The 15,264-nt window shown below is 62.2% G+C and carries 12 protein-coding genes and 1 pseudogene; 4 read left to right on the forward strand and 9 right to left on the reverse strand.

What is annotated here, in order from left to right; genetic code table 11:
• Positions 1 to 193 precede the first annotated feature (193 nt).
• The 3 genes and pseudogenes from PSH57_RS20220 to PSH57_RS20230 all read left to right on the forward strand — a co-directional run.
• Positions 194 to 1,003, forward strand: coding sequence for a TatD family hydrolase (locus PSH57_RS20220; protein ID WP_305385097.1), 810 nt, complete (start codon positions 194 to 196; stop codon positions 1,001 to 1,003).
• Positions 1,004 to 1,209: 206 nt separating this feature from the next.
• A complete protein-coding gene (locus PSH57_RS20225) occupies positions 1,210 to 2,691 on the forward strand; it encodes a methyl-accepting chemotaxis protein (protein ID WP_305385098.1) in 1,482 nt (493 codons plus the stop codon).
• A 292-nt stretch (positions 2,692 to 2,983) separates the two neighbouring features.
• Positions 2,984 to 3,202, forward strand: a pseudogene (locus PSH57_RS20230) (terminase); the annotation flags it as partial.
• An 8-nt stretch (positions 3,203 to 3,210) separates the two neighbouring features.
• On the opposite strand, the gene PSH57_RS20235 reads toward PSH57_RS20230, so the two are convergent.
• The 3 genes from PSH57_RS20235 to PSH57_RS20245 all read right to left on the reverse strand — a co-directional run bounded on the left by PSH57_RS20235 (position 3,211) and on the right by PSH57_RS20245 (position 5,398).
• Positions 3,211 to 4,008 carry an acyl-CoA thioesterase gene (locus PSH57_RS20235; RefSeq protein WP_305385100.1) on the reverse strand — a complete coding sequence of 266 codons (798 nt, stop codon included), beginning with the start codon at positions 4,006 to 4,008 and terminating at the stop codon, positions 3,211 to 3,213.
• A gap of 233 nt (positions 4,009 to 4,241) precedes the next feature.
• The gene (locus PSH57_RS20240) at positions 4,242 to 5,003 is read right to left on the reverse strand and encodes a CHAD domain-containing protein (RefSeq protein ID WP_305385101.1); all 762 of its coding nucleotides are present in this window, start codon (positions 5,001 to 5,003) and stop codon (positions 4,242 to 4,244) included.
• Between the two features lie 104 nt (positions 5,004 to 5,107).
• Entirely contained in the window at positions 5,108 to 5,398 is a 291-nt protein-coding gene (locus PSH57_RS20245) for a hypothetical protein (RefSeq protein ID WP_305385102.1), read from the reverse strand.
• Between the two features lie 207 nt (positions 5,399 to 5,605).
• Between PSH57_RS20245 and PSH57_RS20250 the strand changes: the two genes are divergently transcribed.
• Positions 5,606 to 6,643, forward strand: coding sequence for a patatin-like phospholipase family protein (locus PSH57_RS20250; protein ID WP_305385103.1), 1,038 nt, complete (start codon positions 5,606 to 5,608; stop codon positions 6,641 to 6,643).
• Between the two features lie 194 nt (positions 6,644 to 6,837).
• Here PSH57_RS20250 and PSH57_RS20255 read toward each other — a convergent pair whose 3' ends face one another.
• The 6 genes from PSH57_RS20255 to kdpF all read right to left on the reverse strand — a co-directional run bounded on the left by PSH57_RS20255 (position 6,838) and on the right by kdpF (position 14,874).
• Positions 6,838 to 7,536, reverse strand: a complete 699-nt coding sequence (locus PSH57_RS20255) for a response regulator (RefSeq protein WP_305444718.1) — start codon at positions 7,534 to 7,536, stop codon at positions 6,838 to 6,840.
• A 48-nt stretch (positions 7,537 to 7,584) separates the two neighbouring features.
• The gene (locus PSH57_RS20260; RefSeq protein ID WP_305385106.1) at positions 7,585 to 10,236 is read right to left on the reverse strand and encodes a sensor histidine kinase; all 2,652 of its coding nucleotides are present in this window, start codon (positions 10,234 to 10,236) and stop codon (positions 7,585 to 7,587) included.
• Between the two features lie 72 nt (positions 10,237 to 10,308).
• Complete coding sequence (gene kdpC, locus PSH57_RS20265) at positions 10,309 to 10,854, reverse strand: potassium-transporting ATPase subunit KdpC (protein WP_305385107.1); 546 nt, start codon at positions 10,852 to 10,854, stop codon at positions 10,309 to 10,311.
• 162 nt (positions 10,855 to 11,016) lie between these two features.
• Positions 11,017 to 13,071: a potassium-transporting ATPase subunit KdpB gene (kdpB, locus tag PSH57_RS20270; protein ID WP_305385108.1), complete on the reverse strand. Its 2,055-nt coding sequence runs from the start codon at positions 13,069 to 13,071 to the stop codon at positions 11,017 to 11,019.
• Between the two features lie 10 nt (positions 13,072 to 13,081).
• Positions 13,082 to 14,776 carry a potassium-transporting ATPase subunit KdpA gene (gene kdpA / locus PSH57_RS20275; RefSeq protein ID WP_305385109.1) on the reverse strand — a complete coding sequence of 565 codons (1,695 nt, stop codon included), beginning with the start codon at positions 14,774 to 14,776 and terminating at the stop codon, positions 13,082 to 13,084.
• 8 nt (positions 14,777 to 14,784) lie between these two features.
• Positions 14,785 to 14,874, reverse strand: a complete 90-nt coding sequence (kdpF, locus tag PSH57_RS20280) for a K(+)-transporting ATPase subunit F (RefSeq protein WP_047226333.1) — start codon at positions 14,872 to 14,874, stop codon at positions 14,785 to 14,787.
• Positions 14,875 to 15,264 lie beyond the last annotated feature (390 nt).

Below are 15,264 nucleotides of genomic sequence, written 5' to 3' on the forward strand. Positions count from 1 at the left end.
CGAAGCTGGGGTCGACAGAAACAGAGCACCTGAGGCGCTGAAAAGTGCGAAAGACTGGCACAGTGGTGGCGTTTATACCAACCCGACCGGTCTGATGGCCTCAACAGACAGCCTCAACTCGTTGTAGTTCTTGGCTTTTCTTATAAATCTACAGCTCTGATATGCTTTGCGGCCTTTGGGTCGAGGTAGCACCATGCAACTCATCGATATCGGCGTCAACCTGACCAACCCCAGTTTTGCCGACAAACACCAGGCGGTGCTTGAGCGCGCCTATGCAGCCGGTGTCTGCCAACTGGTCTTGACCGGTACCAGCGTCGAGGGTAGCGAACAGGCGCTTGAGTTATGCCAGCGCCTCGACGACACCGGCGAGCGGCTATTTTCCACCGCTGGTATTCACCCTCATAGCGCCAGCGACTGGAACGCCGATAGCGCCAGGCACCTCAAAGACCTGCTGACGCAAGACCGCGTCCGCGCAGTGGGTGAATGCGGGCTGGATTTCAACCGGGACTTCTCCCCGCGCCCGCAGCAGGAAAAAGTCCTGGAAGAACACCTCGCCCTGGCGGTGGAGTTGCAATTGCCGGTCTTCCTTCACGAACGTGATGCCGATCAGCGGCTGCTGGAAATCCTGCGGGAGTTTCGCGACCAATTGCCCGCAGCGGTGGTGCACTGCTTTACCGGTGAAAAAAAGGCCCTGTTCGCCTATCTCGACCTGGACTTGCATATAGGCATCACAGGCTGGATCTGCGATGAGCGCCGGGGGACACATCTGCATCCATTGGTGCGGGAAATACCTCGCAATCGCTTGATGCTTGAAAGCGATGCACCGTACCTGTTGCCTCGCACGCTGCGCCCAAAACCCAAAAATGGCCGCAACGAACCGGCCTACCTGACCGAAACATTGCGCGAAGTCGCCTTGCACCGAGGCGAAAGCCAGGAAGACCTGGCCGCCCATAGCAGCGCCTGTGCCCGCGCGTTTTTCGGGTTGCCCATCATTTCCGATTAAACACGCATCCCCTGTGGGAGCGGGCTTGCTCGCGAATGCGGTGGATCAGTCGCACATGTATGAACTGACCCGCCGCATTCGCGAGCAAGCCCGCTCCCACAGGGGGTGGCGTTGTCTGTTGACCCATATCAACACCCCAAGCCTTGGATAGCGGCAGAATAATGGCACCTTGCCAAAACTGTTTCCGCTATCAGAGAAGACCTTCCATGGGTGCCTGGCTTAGCAATATCTCACTGAAATACAAATTCTGGGCGGTCAATGCGGTCGCCTTTGTCACGACCCTGCTGCTCGTACTCTACGCGGTACAACTCGAACAACAGGCGCGCAACCATGCGGCCCAGACGAACGCCCAGGCCCAGGCGCGATTGCTGGCTGCCTGGCCCGCCGGGCAGCCATTGCCCAAGGCCGACCACCTGCTGGCATTCCAGCGCGGCCAGATCCCCACGTTCAACGATCAATCATTACCCTCCCTGGCAGAGGCCGGCGGCTGGGTAGCACTCTCGGCCAGCCCCCTGTTGGGCGACAATCCACTGCTGGGCGCCGAAGTGATCCGTGGCGGTGACGGCCAACAGCTCGCGGTGCTGGCCCAGGGCGCAAGCCTGAGCCAGGTGTTCGGGGAACGCTTCAGCCATTACGCCGTGGCGGTGTTCGTGCTGATGCTGGCCATGCTGGGCGCATCGCAGTTGCTAATCCGGTTTCTGCTCAGCCAGCTCAATACCCTGAAGGATGTGATGTTGCACGTGGAGAAAACCGGTGACCTGTCCGCCCGCGTACCCCTGGCCTGCAAGGACGAGGTAGGCCAGATGGCCGCGGCGTTCAACGCCATGCAAGCTGGATATCAACGTGTGGTTGACACCGTTGCCAGCACTGCCCGGCAACTGGACAGCGGTGCAGCACGCCTGGCCTCGAGCATGAACGATGTTCGCCACGGTATGCTCGGCCAGCAAAGCGAAACCGATCAGGCGGCCACGGCGATCAACGAGATGTCCGCCACGGTTTATCACATCGCCCAGCATGCCGGCGCCACCCGCGACCTGTCGAAAACCGCCGATACCCTGGCCGGCAATGGCCGCGAAGTGGTCAGCCGGGTGCAACAGTCCATTACCGGACTCTCCTGCGGGGTGCAGCAGACCGCCGAAATGATCCAGCGCCTGGCCGAGGACAGCCAGAAGATCAACAGCGTGGTCAGCGTGATCCACAGCATCGCCGAACAAACCAATCTACTGGCCCTCAACGCGGCCATTGAGGCAGCGCGAGCCGGGGAAATGGGTCGAGGGTTTGCGGTGGTCGCCGACGAAGTGCGTAACCTGGCAAAACGAGTGCAGACCTCCACGGATGAAATCACCACCATGGTCTCTGCCTTGCAGGCCGGAACCCGGGACGCGGTGGATTTCATGCAGGAAAGCTCCTACAAGGCCGACGAATGCGTGCAACAGGCTCTGGAAGCCGGTGAGGCGCTGGCGCAGATCACCGGGGCGGTGGCGCAGATGCGCGAGAGCAACACGCAGATCGCTGTGGCGGCCGAACAGCAAAGCCAGGTTGCCGAGGAAATGAACCGGGCGGTCGTGAGTATTCGTGACGTGACTGAAAACACCGTGCGCCAGACGGTGGACTCGGCCACCACCAGCCATGAGCTGGCGACGTTGGCGGGGGAACTGAACAAGGCGATCGGGCAGCTCAGGCTTTAGGGCACCGCCGCCCGTTGACCTGCCTGACAGAACTCTTGCGGCCTGGGGTTTATCTGTGGGAGCAAGGCTTGCCCGCGATACAGGCGCCTCGCTCCCCAGGGAGACCACGTCGTCTTCATCGCGGGCAAGCCTTGCTCCCACAGCGGGGATGAATCCCCTCCCCACAAAAAAGCAGTTCGTCGGTGAAAGGCTATGGCCACCTATCACGTCGATAGCCAACCGCGATTCGTCGCGCTGCCCGGTCGGGCTTACGCTTGGGTTATTCGGTTTTGCGAACTCAAGGATCAGCATCATGGGCAAACGTCACCCCCACTTCCCGGCCTGGCAATGGCGCACCTGCCTTGACCATCATGGTCACCCGAGCAATCCGGTGTTGCACCAGATTGCCGTACCGCTGTTCATCGTCGCGTTTTTGCTGATGGTATCGGGGGTGTTCAGCCTGAGCCTGGCCAACGTCGCCATCGGCTCCCTCGGCATGATTGCAGCACTCGTGTTGCAGTGCCACGGTCATGAAAAGCCTTAGCCGAAAATGGTCACTGTCTGCCGGCTCATGGCGATCAAACGACCATCAGCGCTCCAGAACCTCGCGGCGACATGGCCGTAGCCGTCCTGGGCATGCTCGATCTCGGCCAGGTATTTACACCAGTCCAGTGTCGTGAGCTCCAGCAGTGGCTGGACGAACTCAATGGTCCAGGTGAGCGTACTGCCCGGCGCCATTTGAGTGAGATGGGGCAGCAGCGCCGGAGGCCAGGCATCGACCAATGCCAGGATGTGTGCCTCGTTCAGCGGCTCCTCTTTGACATCACCGCGCAAGCGCACCCAGCCCCCCATGCTGCGGGATTTGTTGCCGGTAAACGGCAAGCCACCGACACTCCAGCACAGCGCCAGGTGACGCATGAATTCCGGCGTACCGCCCTTGATGTAGGGCAACTCCTGGCATTGCTCCACGCTTTTGAACTCAGGCGCGGGGTCGGCCTGCACCGCCACCACGGAGGAGCGCGATGCGCCGAAGCTGCCTTGTACCACGGTCACTACCTGACCGTTCTGTACCGCTCGCCCCAATACCTGACTGACCGCCTTGCCTTCACGCAATACATCGACTTCGAAACTGACGGGCACGTCGGCCTCTACCGGCCCGACAAAGGTGATCGCCAGCGAACGCACCGGGCGATCCGCCGGGACCCGCGCACGCATCGCTTCATATTGCAGCGCCGCCACCAGCCCGCCAAAACTGGCGCGCCCCTGCCCCCACTCAGGCGCGATGGTCACGGCGTCTGGCCGACGACGCACGGCATCGATCAAATCGGAAAAGCGCATGACAACCTCGAGAACCTGGGAAAAAGATGCAGGAATCTTAACCAGCCCGGACGGGTGGCACAGCACTCATTCCGGCCAAAGAGACTGACAGATAGGTCGCGGCGTCCCAATCCACCTCCAATCCAAATGTAGGAGCGGGCTTGCTCGCGAATGCGGAGGGTCAGTTCATCTATGTGTGACTGATCCACCGCATTCGCGAGCAAGCCCGCTCCCACAGGAAAAATACACAGGGCTCAGGATTTTTTGAAGCAACTGGCAACGAGTTTATCGAGCACTTTATCGGACTTGGCCTCGGCTTTTTCCATGGTGCTGAGCCAGACCGGGACGCAGGATTGCAAGTCGCTTTCCTGCTTGGCCCTGGCCAGCCATTGCCAGCAATCGTGCCAGTCACCCAGTGTGCCCTGGGCGGACTTGAGCCGTGGCATGGCCGCTTCGGGCAGGCGGTCAAGTTCGGGATAGGCTTCGATGGCGTAGCGCACGCGCTTGATCAGCAACCGCAAACGATGGCGGTCATGAGCCGGATCGCGCAGGGCTTCGCCGAGTTTTTTCCATTGTTTGTCCAGGCGCTTTTCGATGCGTTTGCGCAGACCTTTAAGCAGGTCCTGACGTTGCGCCGCGCGAATGAAGCGCGGGAAGGCGTCGAGCACCATCAGCAGTTGGGCCAGCTCCGGGCTGCCGGCAACGGCGGGATATGCATCGGCCATTTGTACCTGGCGCCGCCGCGCGGCTTCGATCTTGCCGTGCTGTTCAAGGTAAGCGGCCAGCACTTCCCGGTCACGTAAGGGCGTGGTCAACGTACCCACCGCCGAAGCCGCTGTTTCCAGCTGTTCGACGCCGGGCAAACCGCGCAACGGACGAAGCAGGCTACGCAAACGGCGAACCGTGGTCCGCAAGTCATGCAGGGCTTCACTGTCGGTATGGGCATTGAGGCGGGCCTGACAGGCCAGCAGCCGGACTTCCAGGCCCAATATCCGGGCCACCAGCCGATCAATCATGGGGACGTACTCCGTACGCAGCTTCGAGGGTCAAGCTGCAAGCTTCAAGTGAGAGCGGCATTGCCCTTCCCTTGTAGCTTGCAGTTGACGGCTTGTCGCTGTTTTTAACGCCCGGCGCGGGATTCGCGGATGTAGAAACGGGCCTTCTCAGCTTTTTTGGTGCACCCCTCAAATGCCTCGAACTGCTGCTGGGTCTTGGCGCCGGTCAACAGCGACAGGGCCTTGGAATAACTCACGGTGCCGGCAAAACCTTCGGCCTTGGCCAGGTCCAGTTCACGCCAGGCGCTGTCCAGTTGACTGCCACAGCTGTCGCGGTAAGCGGTCTTGCCGGCACAACCGGCCAGGGTCAACACCATCAAGGATGCCACCAGGGGCAGACAAATCCGGGCTTTCATCAATTACACCTCAAGTCAGGTCAACAGTCGTGCAGGTAAGACGGTCCAGCCGGCAAAAAGTGCCAAGGCCTGATCGTGTAAATTCAAGTGTGGGTGAGCATACGCAAATGCCGGCACGGCGTATCAAAAAACGACACCTGCGCCACAACGATTGAGCCCAGCCGTCGATGAGTGCATTGTTAAAGTCTGTTTACAAGAGGTCGGGTCATGACAAAACGTGTCGCATTGGTATTGGGTTCGGGTGGCGCCCGGGGCTACGCCCATATCGGGGTGATCGAAGAAATCGAACGACGTGGCTACGACATTGCCTGTATCGCCGGTTGCTCCATGGGTGCCGTCGTGGGCGGGATCTATGCCGCGGGCAAGCTCGACGATTACCGAAACTGGATCGAAAGCCTGGATTACCTGGATGTGCTGCGGCTGGTGGACGTCAGCTTTCGCCTGGGGGCGATTCGCGGCGAGAAAGTCTTCGGGCAGATCCGAAAGATCGTCGGCGAACTCAATATCGAAGACCTGCGCATTCCCTACACTGCCGTGGCCACCGACCTGACCAATCAGCAGGAAATCTGGTTCCAGGAAGGTTGCCTGCATCAGGCAATGCGCGCCTCGGCGGCGATTCCCAGCCTGTTTACCCCGGTGATGCAAGGCAACCGCATGCTGGTCGATGGCGGCCTGCTCAACCCGTTGCCCATCGTGCCGGTGGTGTCGAGCCATTGCGACCTGATCATCGCGGTCAACCTCAACGCCACCAACCAGAAACAATACAGACTGCCAGTCATCCAGCGCCCCGCCGCTTTCAGGCGCCGCTTCGACACCCTCGTCAGTTCCCTGGGTTCGCGCCTGCCGTTTCGTCGCAAGCAGGCCGAGCAGTTACTGCTACTGGAACAGGAGGCGTTAAAAGCCGAGGCCGCCGAGATCAACCCCTGGCTCGGATCCGCCGAGCCCGAAGGCCAACAACCCGCCGCCGCGCCGGAGTCCGAAGGTGCGCCGAAATCGGCGACCGGATCGTTCATCATCGACAACGTCGGCCCGGCCTCGCTGCTGGATTTGATCAACCAGAGTTTCGAGGTGATGCAAACGTCGCTGGCCCAGTACAAGATCGCCGGGTATCCACCGGATGTGCTGATCAACGTGCCGAAACGGGTGTGCCGGTTTTTCGAGTTCTACAAGGCGCCGGAGCTGATCGCCCTTGGGCGGGAAATTGCCAGCGACACGCTGGATCGCTATGAGAATGAGCAGAACTGAATGTGACACTAAACTCTGTGGCGAGGGGATTTATCCCCGCTGGGGTGCGAAGCAGCCCTAAAACCTGAACACTCGGTGTGTCAGACAAAATCATGTCTGATGCCTTTTTCGGGGCTGCTTCGCACCCCAGCGGGGCGGTGCGACGTTTCGCTAAATCCCCTCGCCACAATAGCGCTTGGCTTGAAACCTTGTGGTTAAACACCACCCTCCCCCAACAATCGATACCCAACCCCGGCCTCGGTCGCAATGAACCGGGGCCGGGTCGGGTCGTCAGCCAGCTTTTGCCGCAAATGACCGACCACGATCCGCAGGTAATGAGTGTCTTCAGTGTGGGTCGGGCCCCAAATATCCTTGAGCAATTGCTGCTGGGTAATGACCCGCCCAGGATGGCGCGCCAATTGCGCCAGCACGGCGTATTCCTTGCGGGTCAGGGCCACTTCGGTGCCATCGAGCAGGACCCGGCGATAAGCCAGGTCGACCGTCAGCGGACCGAACGTCAGCGCCGCTTCCCGCGCCTCGCCCGCCGGGGCCTGACGCAGCAGGGCACGAATGCGCGCCAGGAACTCCTGGATACCGAACGGCTTGGTCAGGTAATCATTAGCGCCGTTGTCCAGCGCCTCGACCTTCTGCGCTTCGCTGGCCCGTACCGAAAGCACCAGCACCGGCACCGTGGACCATTGGCGAAACTCGCGCAGCACCTGCTGGCCGTCCATGTCCGGCAGGCCCAGGTCGAGCACCAGCAAATCGGGTTTGTTCAGCGCCGCCTGGGCCAGGCCTTCGGTGCCGGTGCCGGCTTCGAGCACCTTGTAGCCTTGGGAGGTCAGGCTGATGCGCAGGAATTTGCGGATCTGCGGTTCGTCGTCGATGACCAAAAGGGTTGCGGTCTGGCTCATGAGGTCCGTTCAATGCAATCAGGTGGAAAGAGAGTAACCCAGCGCCGCTCAGGCTTCATCGTCCAGGCCCGGTTGTGTCTGTAATGGCAGGTGCAGGGTGATGCAGGTACCGCGCCCGTCCAGGCCGGTGTCCACGCTGATCCGCCCGCCATGGGCACCGACCATGCCCTGACAGATCGCCAGCCCCAGCCCCGTACCCTGCCCGCCGCGATCCCCGCGCGCAGCGGTGTAGAACATGTCGAAGATTTTCTCGCGCTCTTCTTCAGGGATCCCGGGCCCCTCGTCAGCCACGGCGAAGAAAACTTCGCTGTCCGTCGCCCCTGCGCTCAGCAGCAGACGCCCGTGAGCCGGGGAAAATCGTGCGGCATTCTCCAGCACATTCACCAGCGCCTGTTCGATCAGCGCCGCATGCACGTACAACAATGGCAACTCGGCCGGCACCTCGATGCCCACCGCCAACGGCGCCAGCACCGCCCGCAACCGGTTCAACGCGCTGCCGACGATATCGCCCGGCGATACCCAGTCCCGCGCCAGCTTCAGGGCGCCGTGGCCGAGGCGGGTCATGTCCAGCAGGTTCTGGATGTAGCGATCCAGGCGCTCGGCTTCATCGCGGGTGCCTTCCAGCAGTTCGCGGCGATCAGCCAGCGGGATCGCCTCGCCCAACGCCAGCAGGCTGTCGATACTGCCGCGCATGGAGGTCAGCGGCGTGCGCAAATCGTGGGACACCGACGCCAACAACGCACTGCGCAGTTGCTCGGTTTCACCGTGCAGGCGCGCCGCTTCCAGATCCTGGGCCAGTTGCGCCCGAGCCAGGGCCTGCGCCAGTGGCTGACTGAGGGCCGCCAACAGACGACGCCGCTGGCCACTCAACGGCTTGTCTTCTTTCGGGCACACGCCCAGCAATGCCAGTGGCCCCTCCTCTGTCGACAACGGCCACCACCACCAGCGCCCGGACGGCAGTGTTCCGGTACCGGCGCCGGCCGGTTGGTCGTGTTGCCAAGCCCAATCGGCGGCCGCGCGCTCAGCTTCGGTGAAGGTCAACGGTTCAGCCGTCTCAACCTTCCAGCCGCCCTGGCCGTCACGGTTGAGCAGGCACAGTTGCAGGTCGTGCCAGCCGTTGAGGTGTTGCGCGGCGGCGCTGATCACCGCCTGGCGGTCAGTCGCGGCGGTCAGCTTGCGGGACAGGTCAAGCAGCTCGCCGGTTTCCTGCTGGGTCTCGCGCAGCGCCTGCAACTGTCGTCGCTGGCGGGCCGCAAGGTTGCCGGTCAGGGCCGCCATGAGCAAGAAGAACACCAGGGTGAGCACGTCTTCTTCACGCTGGATGGTGAAGGAAAAATTCGGTGGGATGAACAGAAAGTCATAGGCCAGGAATGACAGCGCGGCGCAGGCCAGCGCCGGGCCGAGGCTGCTACGAACCGCCACCAGCAACACCGCCATCAGAAACACCAGGGAAATATTGGGCAAGGGCAGAAGCCCGGAGACCCCCCAGGCCAGCGCACTGGCCGCCGCCGTCGCCAACAGCGCCAACACGTAGTCGAAACCGCTCAGGACGGCGCTTGAACGCACGCGGGCCACAGGGGGCTGTTCATCGCGGTCCAGCACGTTGAGTTCCAGCCCCCTGGTATCGCGCAGCAGGCGGGAAGCCAAGCCACCACCAAACAGCCGCCGGCGCAGTCGCGGCCTGGACTGCCCCACCAGCACCAGCGTGGCACGACGTTCGGTGGCGTGCTGGATCAGGGTCCTGGCGACTTCACCGGCCCGTAGCAGCACTATTTCCCCGCCAAGGCGCTCGGCCAGTTGCTGGGCATTTTGCAGGCGCTGGCGCGATGTTTCGTCCCGCGTGCTGCCGTTGTCTACGTGTACCAGGCTCCAAGGAAGGTGCCGACGCTGGGCGACGCGACTGGCATGGCGCACCAGACGTTCGGCCTGGTCATTACCGTCGACCCCCACCAACAATCGTCCCTGCACCGCCGGAGCTGCCTGGCCCAGTTGCCGGTAGCCCTGGGCAAGATCGTTGTCCACCTGTGCCGCGGCGGTTTGCATGGCCAGCTCACGCAATGCAGTGAGGTTGGTCTGGCTGAAAAATGCATCGATCGCTGCGCGCGCCTGTTCCGGCACATACACCTTGCCATCGCGCAGGCGCTCCAGCAGTTCGCGCGGTGGCAGGTCGATCAACAGCAGTTCATCGGCCTCCTGCAGGACCCAGTCGGGCAGCGTCTCGCGAACTTGCACGCCGGTGATACCGCGCACCTGATCGTTGAGACTTTCCAGGTGCTGGACATTGACGGTGGTGTAGACATCGATGCCGGCGGCCAGCAATTCCTGAATGTCTTGCCAGCGTTTGGCGTGTCGGCTGCCGGGCGCGTTGCTGTGGGCCAGTTCGTCCACCAGCACCAAGGCCGGTCGAGTCGCGAGCAGACCATCAAGGTCCATTTCCTCGAGCATCACACCGCGATACTCCGAACGCACCAGCGGCTGCTGCACCAGACCGCCGAGCAGCGCTTCAGTCTCACTGCGGCCGTGGGTCTCCACCACGCCGGCGACCACCCTGACACCTTGGCGCAATTGCGTGTGGGCCGCCTGCAGCATGGCGTAGGTCTTGCCGACACCCGGCGACGCCCCCAGGAAGACCTTGAGCCGACCACGGTCGGTGCGGGGCAGCTTGGCTAACAGTGCGTCGGCGCGGCCGGAGTCGCTCATGTGTTGGGGTTCTCTTTCAGAGGTTGATCAAACGGCCGGCGGGAGCAGGCCCCACTCCACTCCCACAGAGGTCTAGAGTTTTTCCAGCGCCAGGTTCAGCGCCAGCACATTCACCACTGGCGGCCCCACCAGCGGTTGCTCGATGTGAGCGTCGAGCAGTTGCTGCACGGACGATACCGGTAGATTGCGTGCGGCGGCGACACGCGCCAGTTGATAGGCAATCGCTGCCGGTGGCAAGTGGGGATCCAGTCCGCTGCCCGAGGTGGTCAGCAGCGCCAACGGCACCGGGCCTTGACCGGGCACTTGCAACGCCTGGGCGTCACCGATCACCCGTGCGGCCAGGGCCGGATTGCTCGGGGAAAAGTTGCTGGCGCCGCTGGCCACCGTGGCGAAAGCGCCGGCCGATGGACGCGGATGGAACCAGGCATCGCCCTGGAAATCCTGGGCGATCAACAGGGAGCCACGGACCTTGCCGCCGGCATCAACGATCAGGCTGCCGTTGGCCTGGGCGGGAAAGGCGACTTGCGCCACGCCCGTAACCAGTAAGGGGTACGCAACGCCGGTGATCAGGGTCATCAGAAGCAATAGGCTCAAGGCCGGGCGTATCAGAGTGAACATCCAGAAATCCTCGAATTGAATGAAAAAATTACCTGTGCAAACCCCTTGTGGGAGCAAAGCTTGCTCGCGATGCAGTCACCTCGGTCTGAACCCACACCGCGCCATCGTTCATCGCGGGCAAGCCTTGCTCCCACAAGTTGAAGGTGAGCGTTGGTTATCCGCTCAAACCAGCCCCAACGCCGTCAGCAACATGTCGATCGCCTTGATCCCCACGAACGGCACCACGATCCCCCCCAGGCCATAGATCAGCAGATTGCGCCGCAGCAGCGCCGCCGCGCTGGCGGCCTGCACCCGCACACCACGCAACGCCAACGGGATCAGCACCACAATGATCAAGGCGTTGAACACAATGGCCGACAGAATCGCGCTTTGCGGGCTGCTCAGGTGCATCACGTTCAACACGCCCAGTTGTGGATAGATCGAGGCAAATAGCGCCGGCAGGATGGCGAAGTACTTGGCGATGTCGTTGGCGATGGAAAACGTCGTCAAGGCCCCACGGGTCACCAGCAGTTCCTTACCGATTTGCACCACGTCCAGCAACTTGGTCGGATCGCTGTCCAGATCGACCATGTTGGCCGCCTCTCGCGCCGCCTGTGTGCCGTCGTTCATCGCCATGCCGACGTCAGCCTGGGCCAGGGCCGGCGCATCGTTGGCACCGTCACCACACATCGCCACCAGACGACCGTCATTCTGCTCATGACGGATGCGCGCCAGTTTTTTCTCCGGTGTGGCCTCGGCCAGCACGTCATCAACGCCGGCCTCGGCCGCAATGGCGGCGGCGGTCAGCGGGTTGTCGCCGGTGACCATCACCGTGCGAATCCCCAACTTGCGCAGCTCGGCAAAGCGCTCGCGGATACCGGGCTTGACCACGTCCTTCAGATGAATCGCCCCCAGCAGCCTGCCGTCAACGCACACCAGCAAAGGGGTACCGCCGCTCTGGGCGATCTTGTCCACCTCCCGCGCCAGTGCCGGTGGCAGTTCGCTTTTCGACAGGCCGATAAAACTCAGCAGCGAATCCACGGCGCCCTTGCGGTACACCCGGCCCTGATAGTCGACACCGGACAATCGGGTTTCGGCACTGAACGGCACAGCAGTCAGCAGTTCGGCGCCCGGCTCGGGTTGCGAATGCAAACCCCGCAGGTACTCGACGATGGACTTGCCCTCCGCCGTGTCGTCGGCCAACGACGCGAATAACGCACCTTCGGTCAGCTCCTTGACGCTCACACCGGGCGCGGCGTGAACCGCGGCACAGCGACGATTGCCGAAGGTGATGGTGCCGGTCTTGTCCAGCATCAGCACATGCACGTCCCCCGCCGCTTCCACCGCGCGACCGGACTTGGCGATCACGTTCAGGCGCACCAGCCGATCCATCCCGGCGATGCCGATGGCCGACAACAGCCCGCCGATGGTGGTGGGAATCAACGTCACCAGCAGCGCCACCAGAAACACCAGCGGCAAATTACCGTTGGCGAAATGCGCGAACGGCTGCAGCGTTACCACCACCAGCAGGAAGATCAGCGTCAGGCCGATCAGCAAAATATCCAGCGCCACTTCGTTGGGCGTCTTCTGCCGCTTGGCGCCTTCGACGAGGGCGATCATGCGGTCCAGGGTGGATTCGCCGGGGTTACTGGTGACGCGCACCAGCAGCCAGTCGGAGACCAGGCGCGTGTTGCCGGTGACAGCCGAACGATCGCCGCCGGACTCGCGGATGACCGGGGCCGATTCGCCGGTAATCGCCGCCTCGTTGACGGCCGCGATGCCTTCGATCACTTCGCCATCGCCAGGAATCATCTCCCCAGCCTCGACGCGTACCACGTCGCCCTTTCGCAAGCGGGTGGCGGCTATCACCTCAAAGCCGCTGGCCGTCTGGCGGCGTGCGCTCAGGCCTTCGCTACCGGCCTTGAGGCTGTCTGCGCGAGCCTTGCCACGCCCTTCGGCCAGGGCTTCGGCAAAGTTGGCGAACAGCACCGTGAACCACAGCCACAGGGCAATTTGTGCGGCAACAAAGGTCGGCACGCTGCTGTCCGGAACGAAACACAGCACGGTGGTGAGAATCGCGGTCAGTTCCACCACCAGCATCACCGGGGCACGGTGCAACTGGCGCGGGTCGAGCTTGACGAAAGCTTGCACCAGCGCTGGCCGCCACAGGGCCGAAATCGCGGTTTTCGGTTGCTCCGACGCCTTGGCAACGACGGTTTTGCTCATTGGCATATTCATCATCAGATCCTCAGAAACCCAGGCTCAGGTGTTCGGCAATCGGCCCCAGGGCCAGGGTCGGCAGGAAGGTCAGGCCGCCCACCAACAGAATGGTCACGGTCAGCAAGGTGACGAACAGCGGGCCGTGGGTCGGAAAGCTGTTCGGGCCGATCGGCGCGGTTTTCTTCAGCGCCAGGCTACCGGCCAAGGCCAGTACCGGCAGGATGTAGCCGAAACGACCGATCAACATGCCCAGGCCCAGCATCAGATTGTGGAAGGGTGTATTGGCACCAAAGCCGGCGAAGGCCGAACCGTTGTTCGCACCCGCCGAGGTGTAGGCATACAACAACTGGCTGAAGCCGTGGGCGCCAGGGTTGCTCACCGCAGCAGCAGGCCCGGGCAGGCTCGCAGCAATCGCCCCCAGCCCCAGCACACTCACCGGCATGACCAAGAGGGTCACCACCAGCAGTTGCACTTCTCTGGCAGCAAGCTTCTTGCCCAGGTATTCCGGGGTACGGCCAATCATCAATCCAGCCAGGAACACCGCGATCAGCACGTTCAGCAGCATCCCGTAGAGCCCCGCGCCAACGCCGCCGAAAATGACTTCGCCGACCATCATATTCACCAGCGAGACCATGCCGCTCAGAGGATTGAGGCTGTCATGCATGCCATTGACCGAACCATTGGATGCCGCCGTGGTGGTGACTGACCACAGCACCGTGGCCGTGGTGCCAAAGCGCGCCTCCTTGCCTTCCAGTGGCGCGGTCTGCTCCACCGAAGCGTTGTGCAGCGCCGGGTTGGGTTGGGATTCGGCCCACAACGAGGTGGCACCGCCGATCAGAAACAGTGCGAGCATGCAGGCGATGATCGCCCGGCTCTGGCGCAGGTCCTTGACGTAATGGCCGAAGGTGAACACCAGCGCGGCGGGAATCAGGATGATCGAGGCGACTTCGAACAGGTTGCTCCAGGCCGTCGGGTTCTCGAACGGGTGCGCCGAATTGACGCCGAAGAAACCACCCCCGTTGGTGCCCAGTTGCTTGATCGCGATCTGGCTGGCGGCCGGGCCCAATGGAATCACTTGATCCGCGCCCTGCATCGTCAGCCCATGCACATAGTGCGCGAAGGTTTGCGGCACGCCCTGCCACACCAGGAACAGGGCCAACAACAGGCACAGCGGTAACAGCCCGTAGAGGGTGGCGCGGGTCATGTCGACCCAGAAGTTACCCAGCGTTGCAGCGGATTTACGGCCGATTCCGCGACACAGCGCCACCAGCACGGCCAGACCGGTGGCGGCGCTGACAAAGTTCTGCACGGCCAGGCCAAGCATCTGGCTCAGGTAACTCAACGACGCTTCACCGCTGTAGGACTGCCAATTGGTATTGGTGGTGAAGCTCACCGCCGTGTTGAATGCCTGGGTCCACTCCATACCCGGCACTTTTTCGGGGTTGAGTGGCAAATGCCCCTGTAACAGCAGAATGGCGAACAACAGCGAAAAACCGGCCAGGTTGAAGGCGAGCAAGGCCAGGGTGTATTTCTGCCAGCTCTGCTCAACGGCCGGATCGACGCCGGCCAAGCGATAGCAACCACGCTCCACCGGGCCAAGAACCGGTGAAAGCCAGGTGCGCTGGCCTTCCATCACCCGGTAGTAGAAACGCCCAAGAAACGGTGCAGGGATCAGCACCAGCGCGAAGAAGGCGAGGATCAGCCCGTAGTCATAACCGTGCATAGCCACTCCTAGTTCCGATCCGCGCGCAACAGCGCAATCAGTAGATAAATGAACAGCGCCGCTGCCAGCAGCAGCGACACCCCGTCCAGAAGGCTCATGGGATTTCTCCGTCGTACGGCGTCATGCCGTGTCTGGAGTGATTGTCGGCAGGGAGGGCGTAAAGGAACGAGATCGAGAGAGGGGTTGGGGGATAAAAAATCTGTAAAGAATGAATTTATGGCGTTGTTATAGCGGTGACCGGGTAGGACTCTTCGCGAGCAAGCCCGCTCCCACACTGGACTTGCGGTGAGCAGTAGATTTCATAAACACCACAAATCCCTGTGGGAGCGGGCTTGCTCGCGAAGGCGGCATCACTGCCAACGATGCCCCTAACTGGCGCGCAACAGGGGCACATCAAGCACGGAACATCCCCGATACGACACAATTTCACCCTTTACGACCACAGCCACCACACTGGCACGCCCACTGCACTGCGCCTCCACAGCGCT

This window comes from Pseudomonas hefeiensis (genome assembly GCF_030687835.1).
Classification (GTDB): Bacteria; Pseudomonadota; Gammaproteobacteria; order Pseudomonadales; family Pseudomonadaceae; genus Aquipseudomonas; species Aquipseudomonas hefeiensis.

Coding starts and splice junctions, on each gene's coding strand:
- kdpA (WP_305385109.1), bottom strand. CDS start 14,776: ATGCACGGTTATGACTACGGGCTGATCCTCGCCTTCTTCGCGCTGGTG.
- PSH57_RS20245 (WP_305385102.1), bottom strand. CDS start 5,398: ATGAAAGCCCGGATTTGTCTGCCCCTGGTGGCATCCTTGATGGTGTTG.
- PSH57_RS20220 (WP_305385097.1), top strand. CDS start 194: ATGCAACTCATCGATATCGGCGTCAACCTGACCAACCCCAGTTTTGCC.
- PSH57_RS20235 (WP_305385100.1), bottom strand. CDS start 4,008: ATGCGCTTTTCCGATTTGATCGATGCCGTGCGTCGTCGGCCAGACGCC.
- PSH57_RS20240 (WP_305385101.1), bottom strand. CDS start 5,003: ATGATTGATCGGCTGGTGGCCCGGATATTGGGCCTGGAAGTCCGGCTG.
- kdpB (WP_305385108.1), bottom strand. CDS start 13,071: ATGAATATGCCAATGAGCAAAACCGTCGTTGCCAAGGCGTCGGAGCAA.
- PSH57_RS20250 (WP_305385103.1), top strand. CDS start 5,606: ATGACAAAACGTGTCGCATTGGTATTGGGTTCGGGTGGCGCCCGGGGC.
- PSH57_RS20260 (WP_305385106.1), bottom strand. CDS start 10,236: ATGAGCGACTCCGGCCGCGCCGACGCACTGTTAGCCAAGCTGCCCCGC.
- PSH57_RS20225 (WP_305385098.1), top strand. CDS start 1,210: ATGGGTGCCTGGCTTAGCAATATCTCACTGAAATACAAATTCTGGGCG.
- kdpC (WP_305385107.1), bottom strand. CDS start 10,854: ATGTTCACTCTGATACGCCCGGCCTTGAGCCTATTGCTTCTGATGACC.
- PSH57_RS20255 (WP_305444718.1), bottom strand. CDS start 7,536: ATGAGCCAGACCGCAACCCTTTTGGTCATCGACGACGAACCGCAGATC.
- kdpF (WP_047226333.1), bottom strand. CDS start 14,874: ATGAGCCTTCTGGACGGGGTGTCGCTGCTGCTGGCAGCGGCGCTGTTC.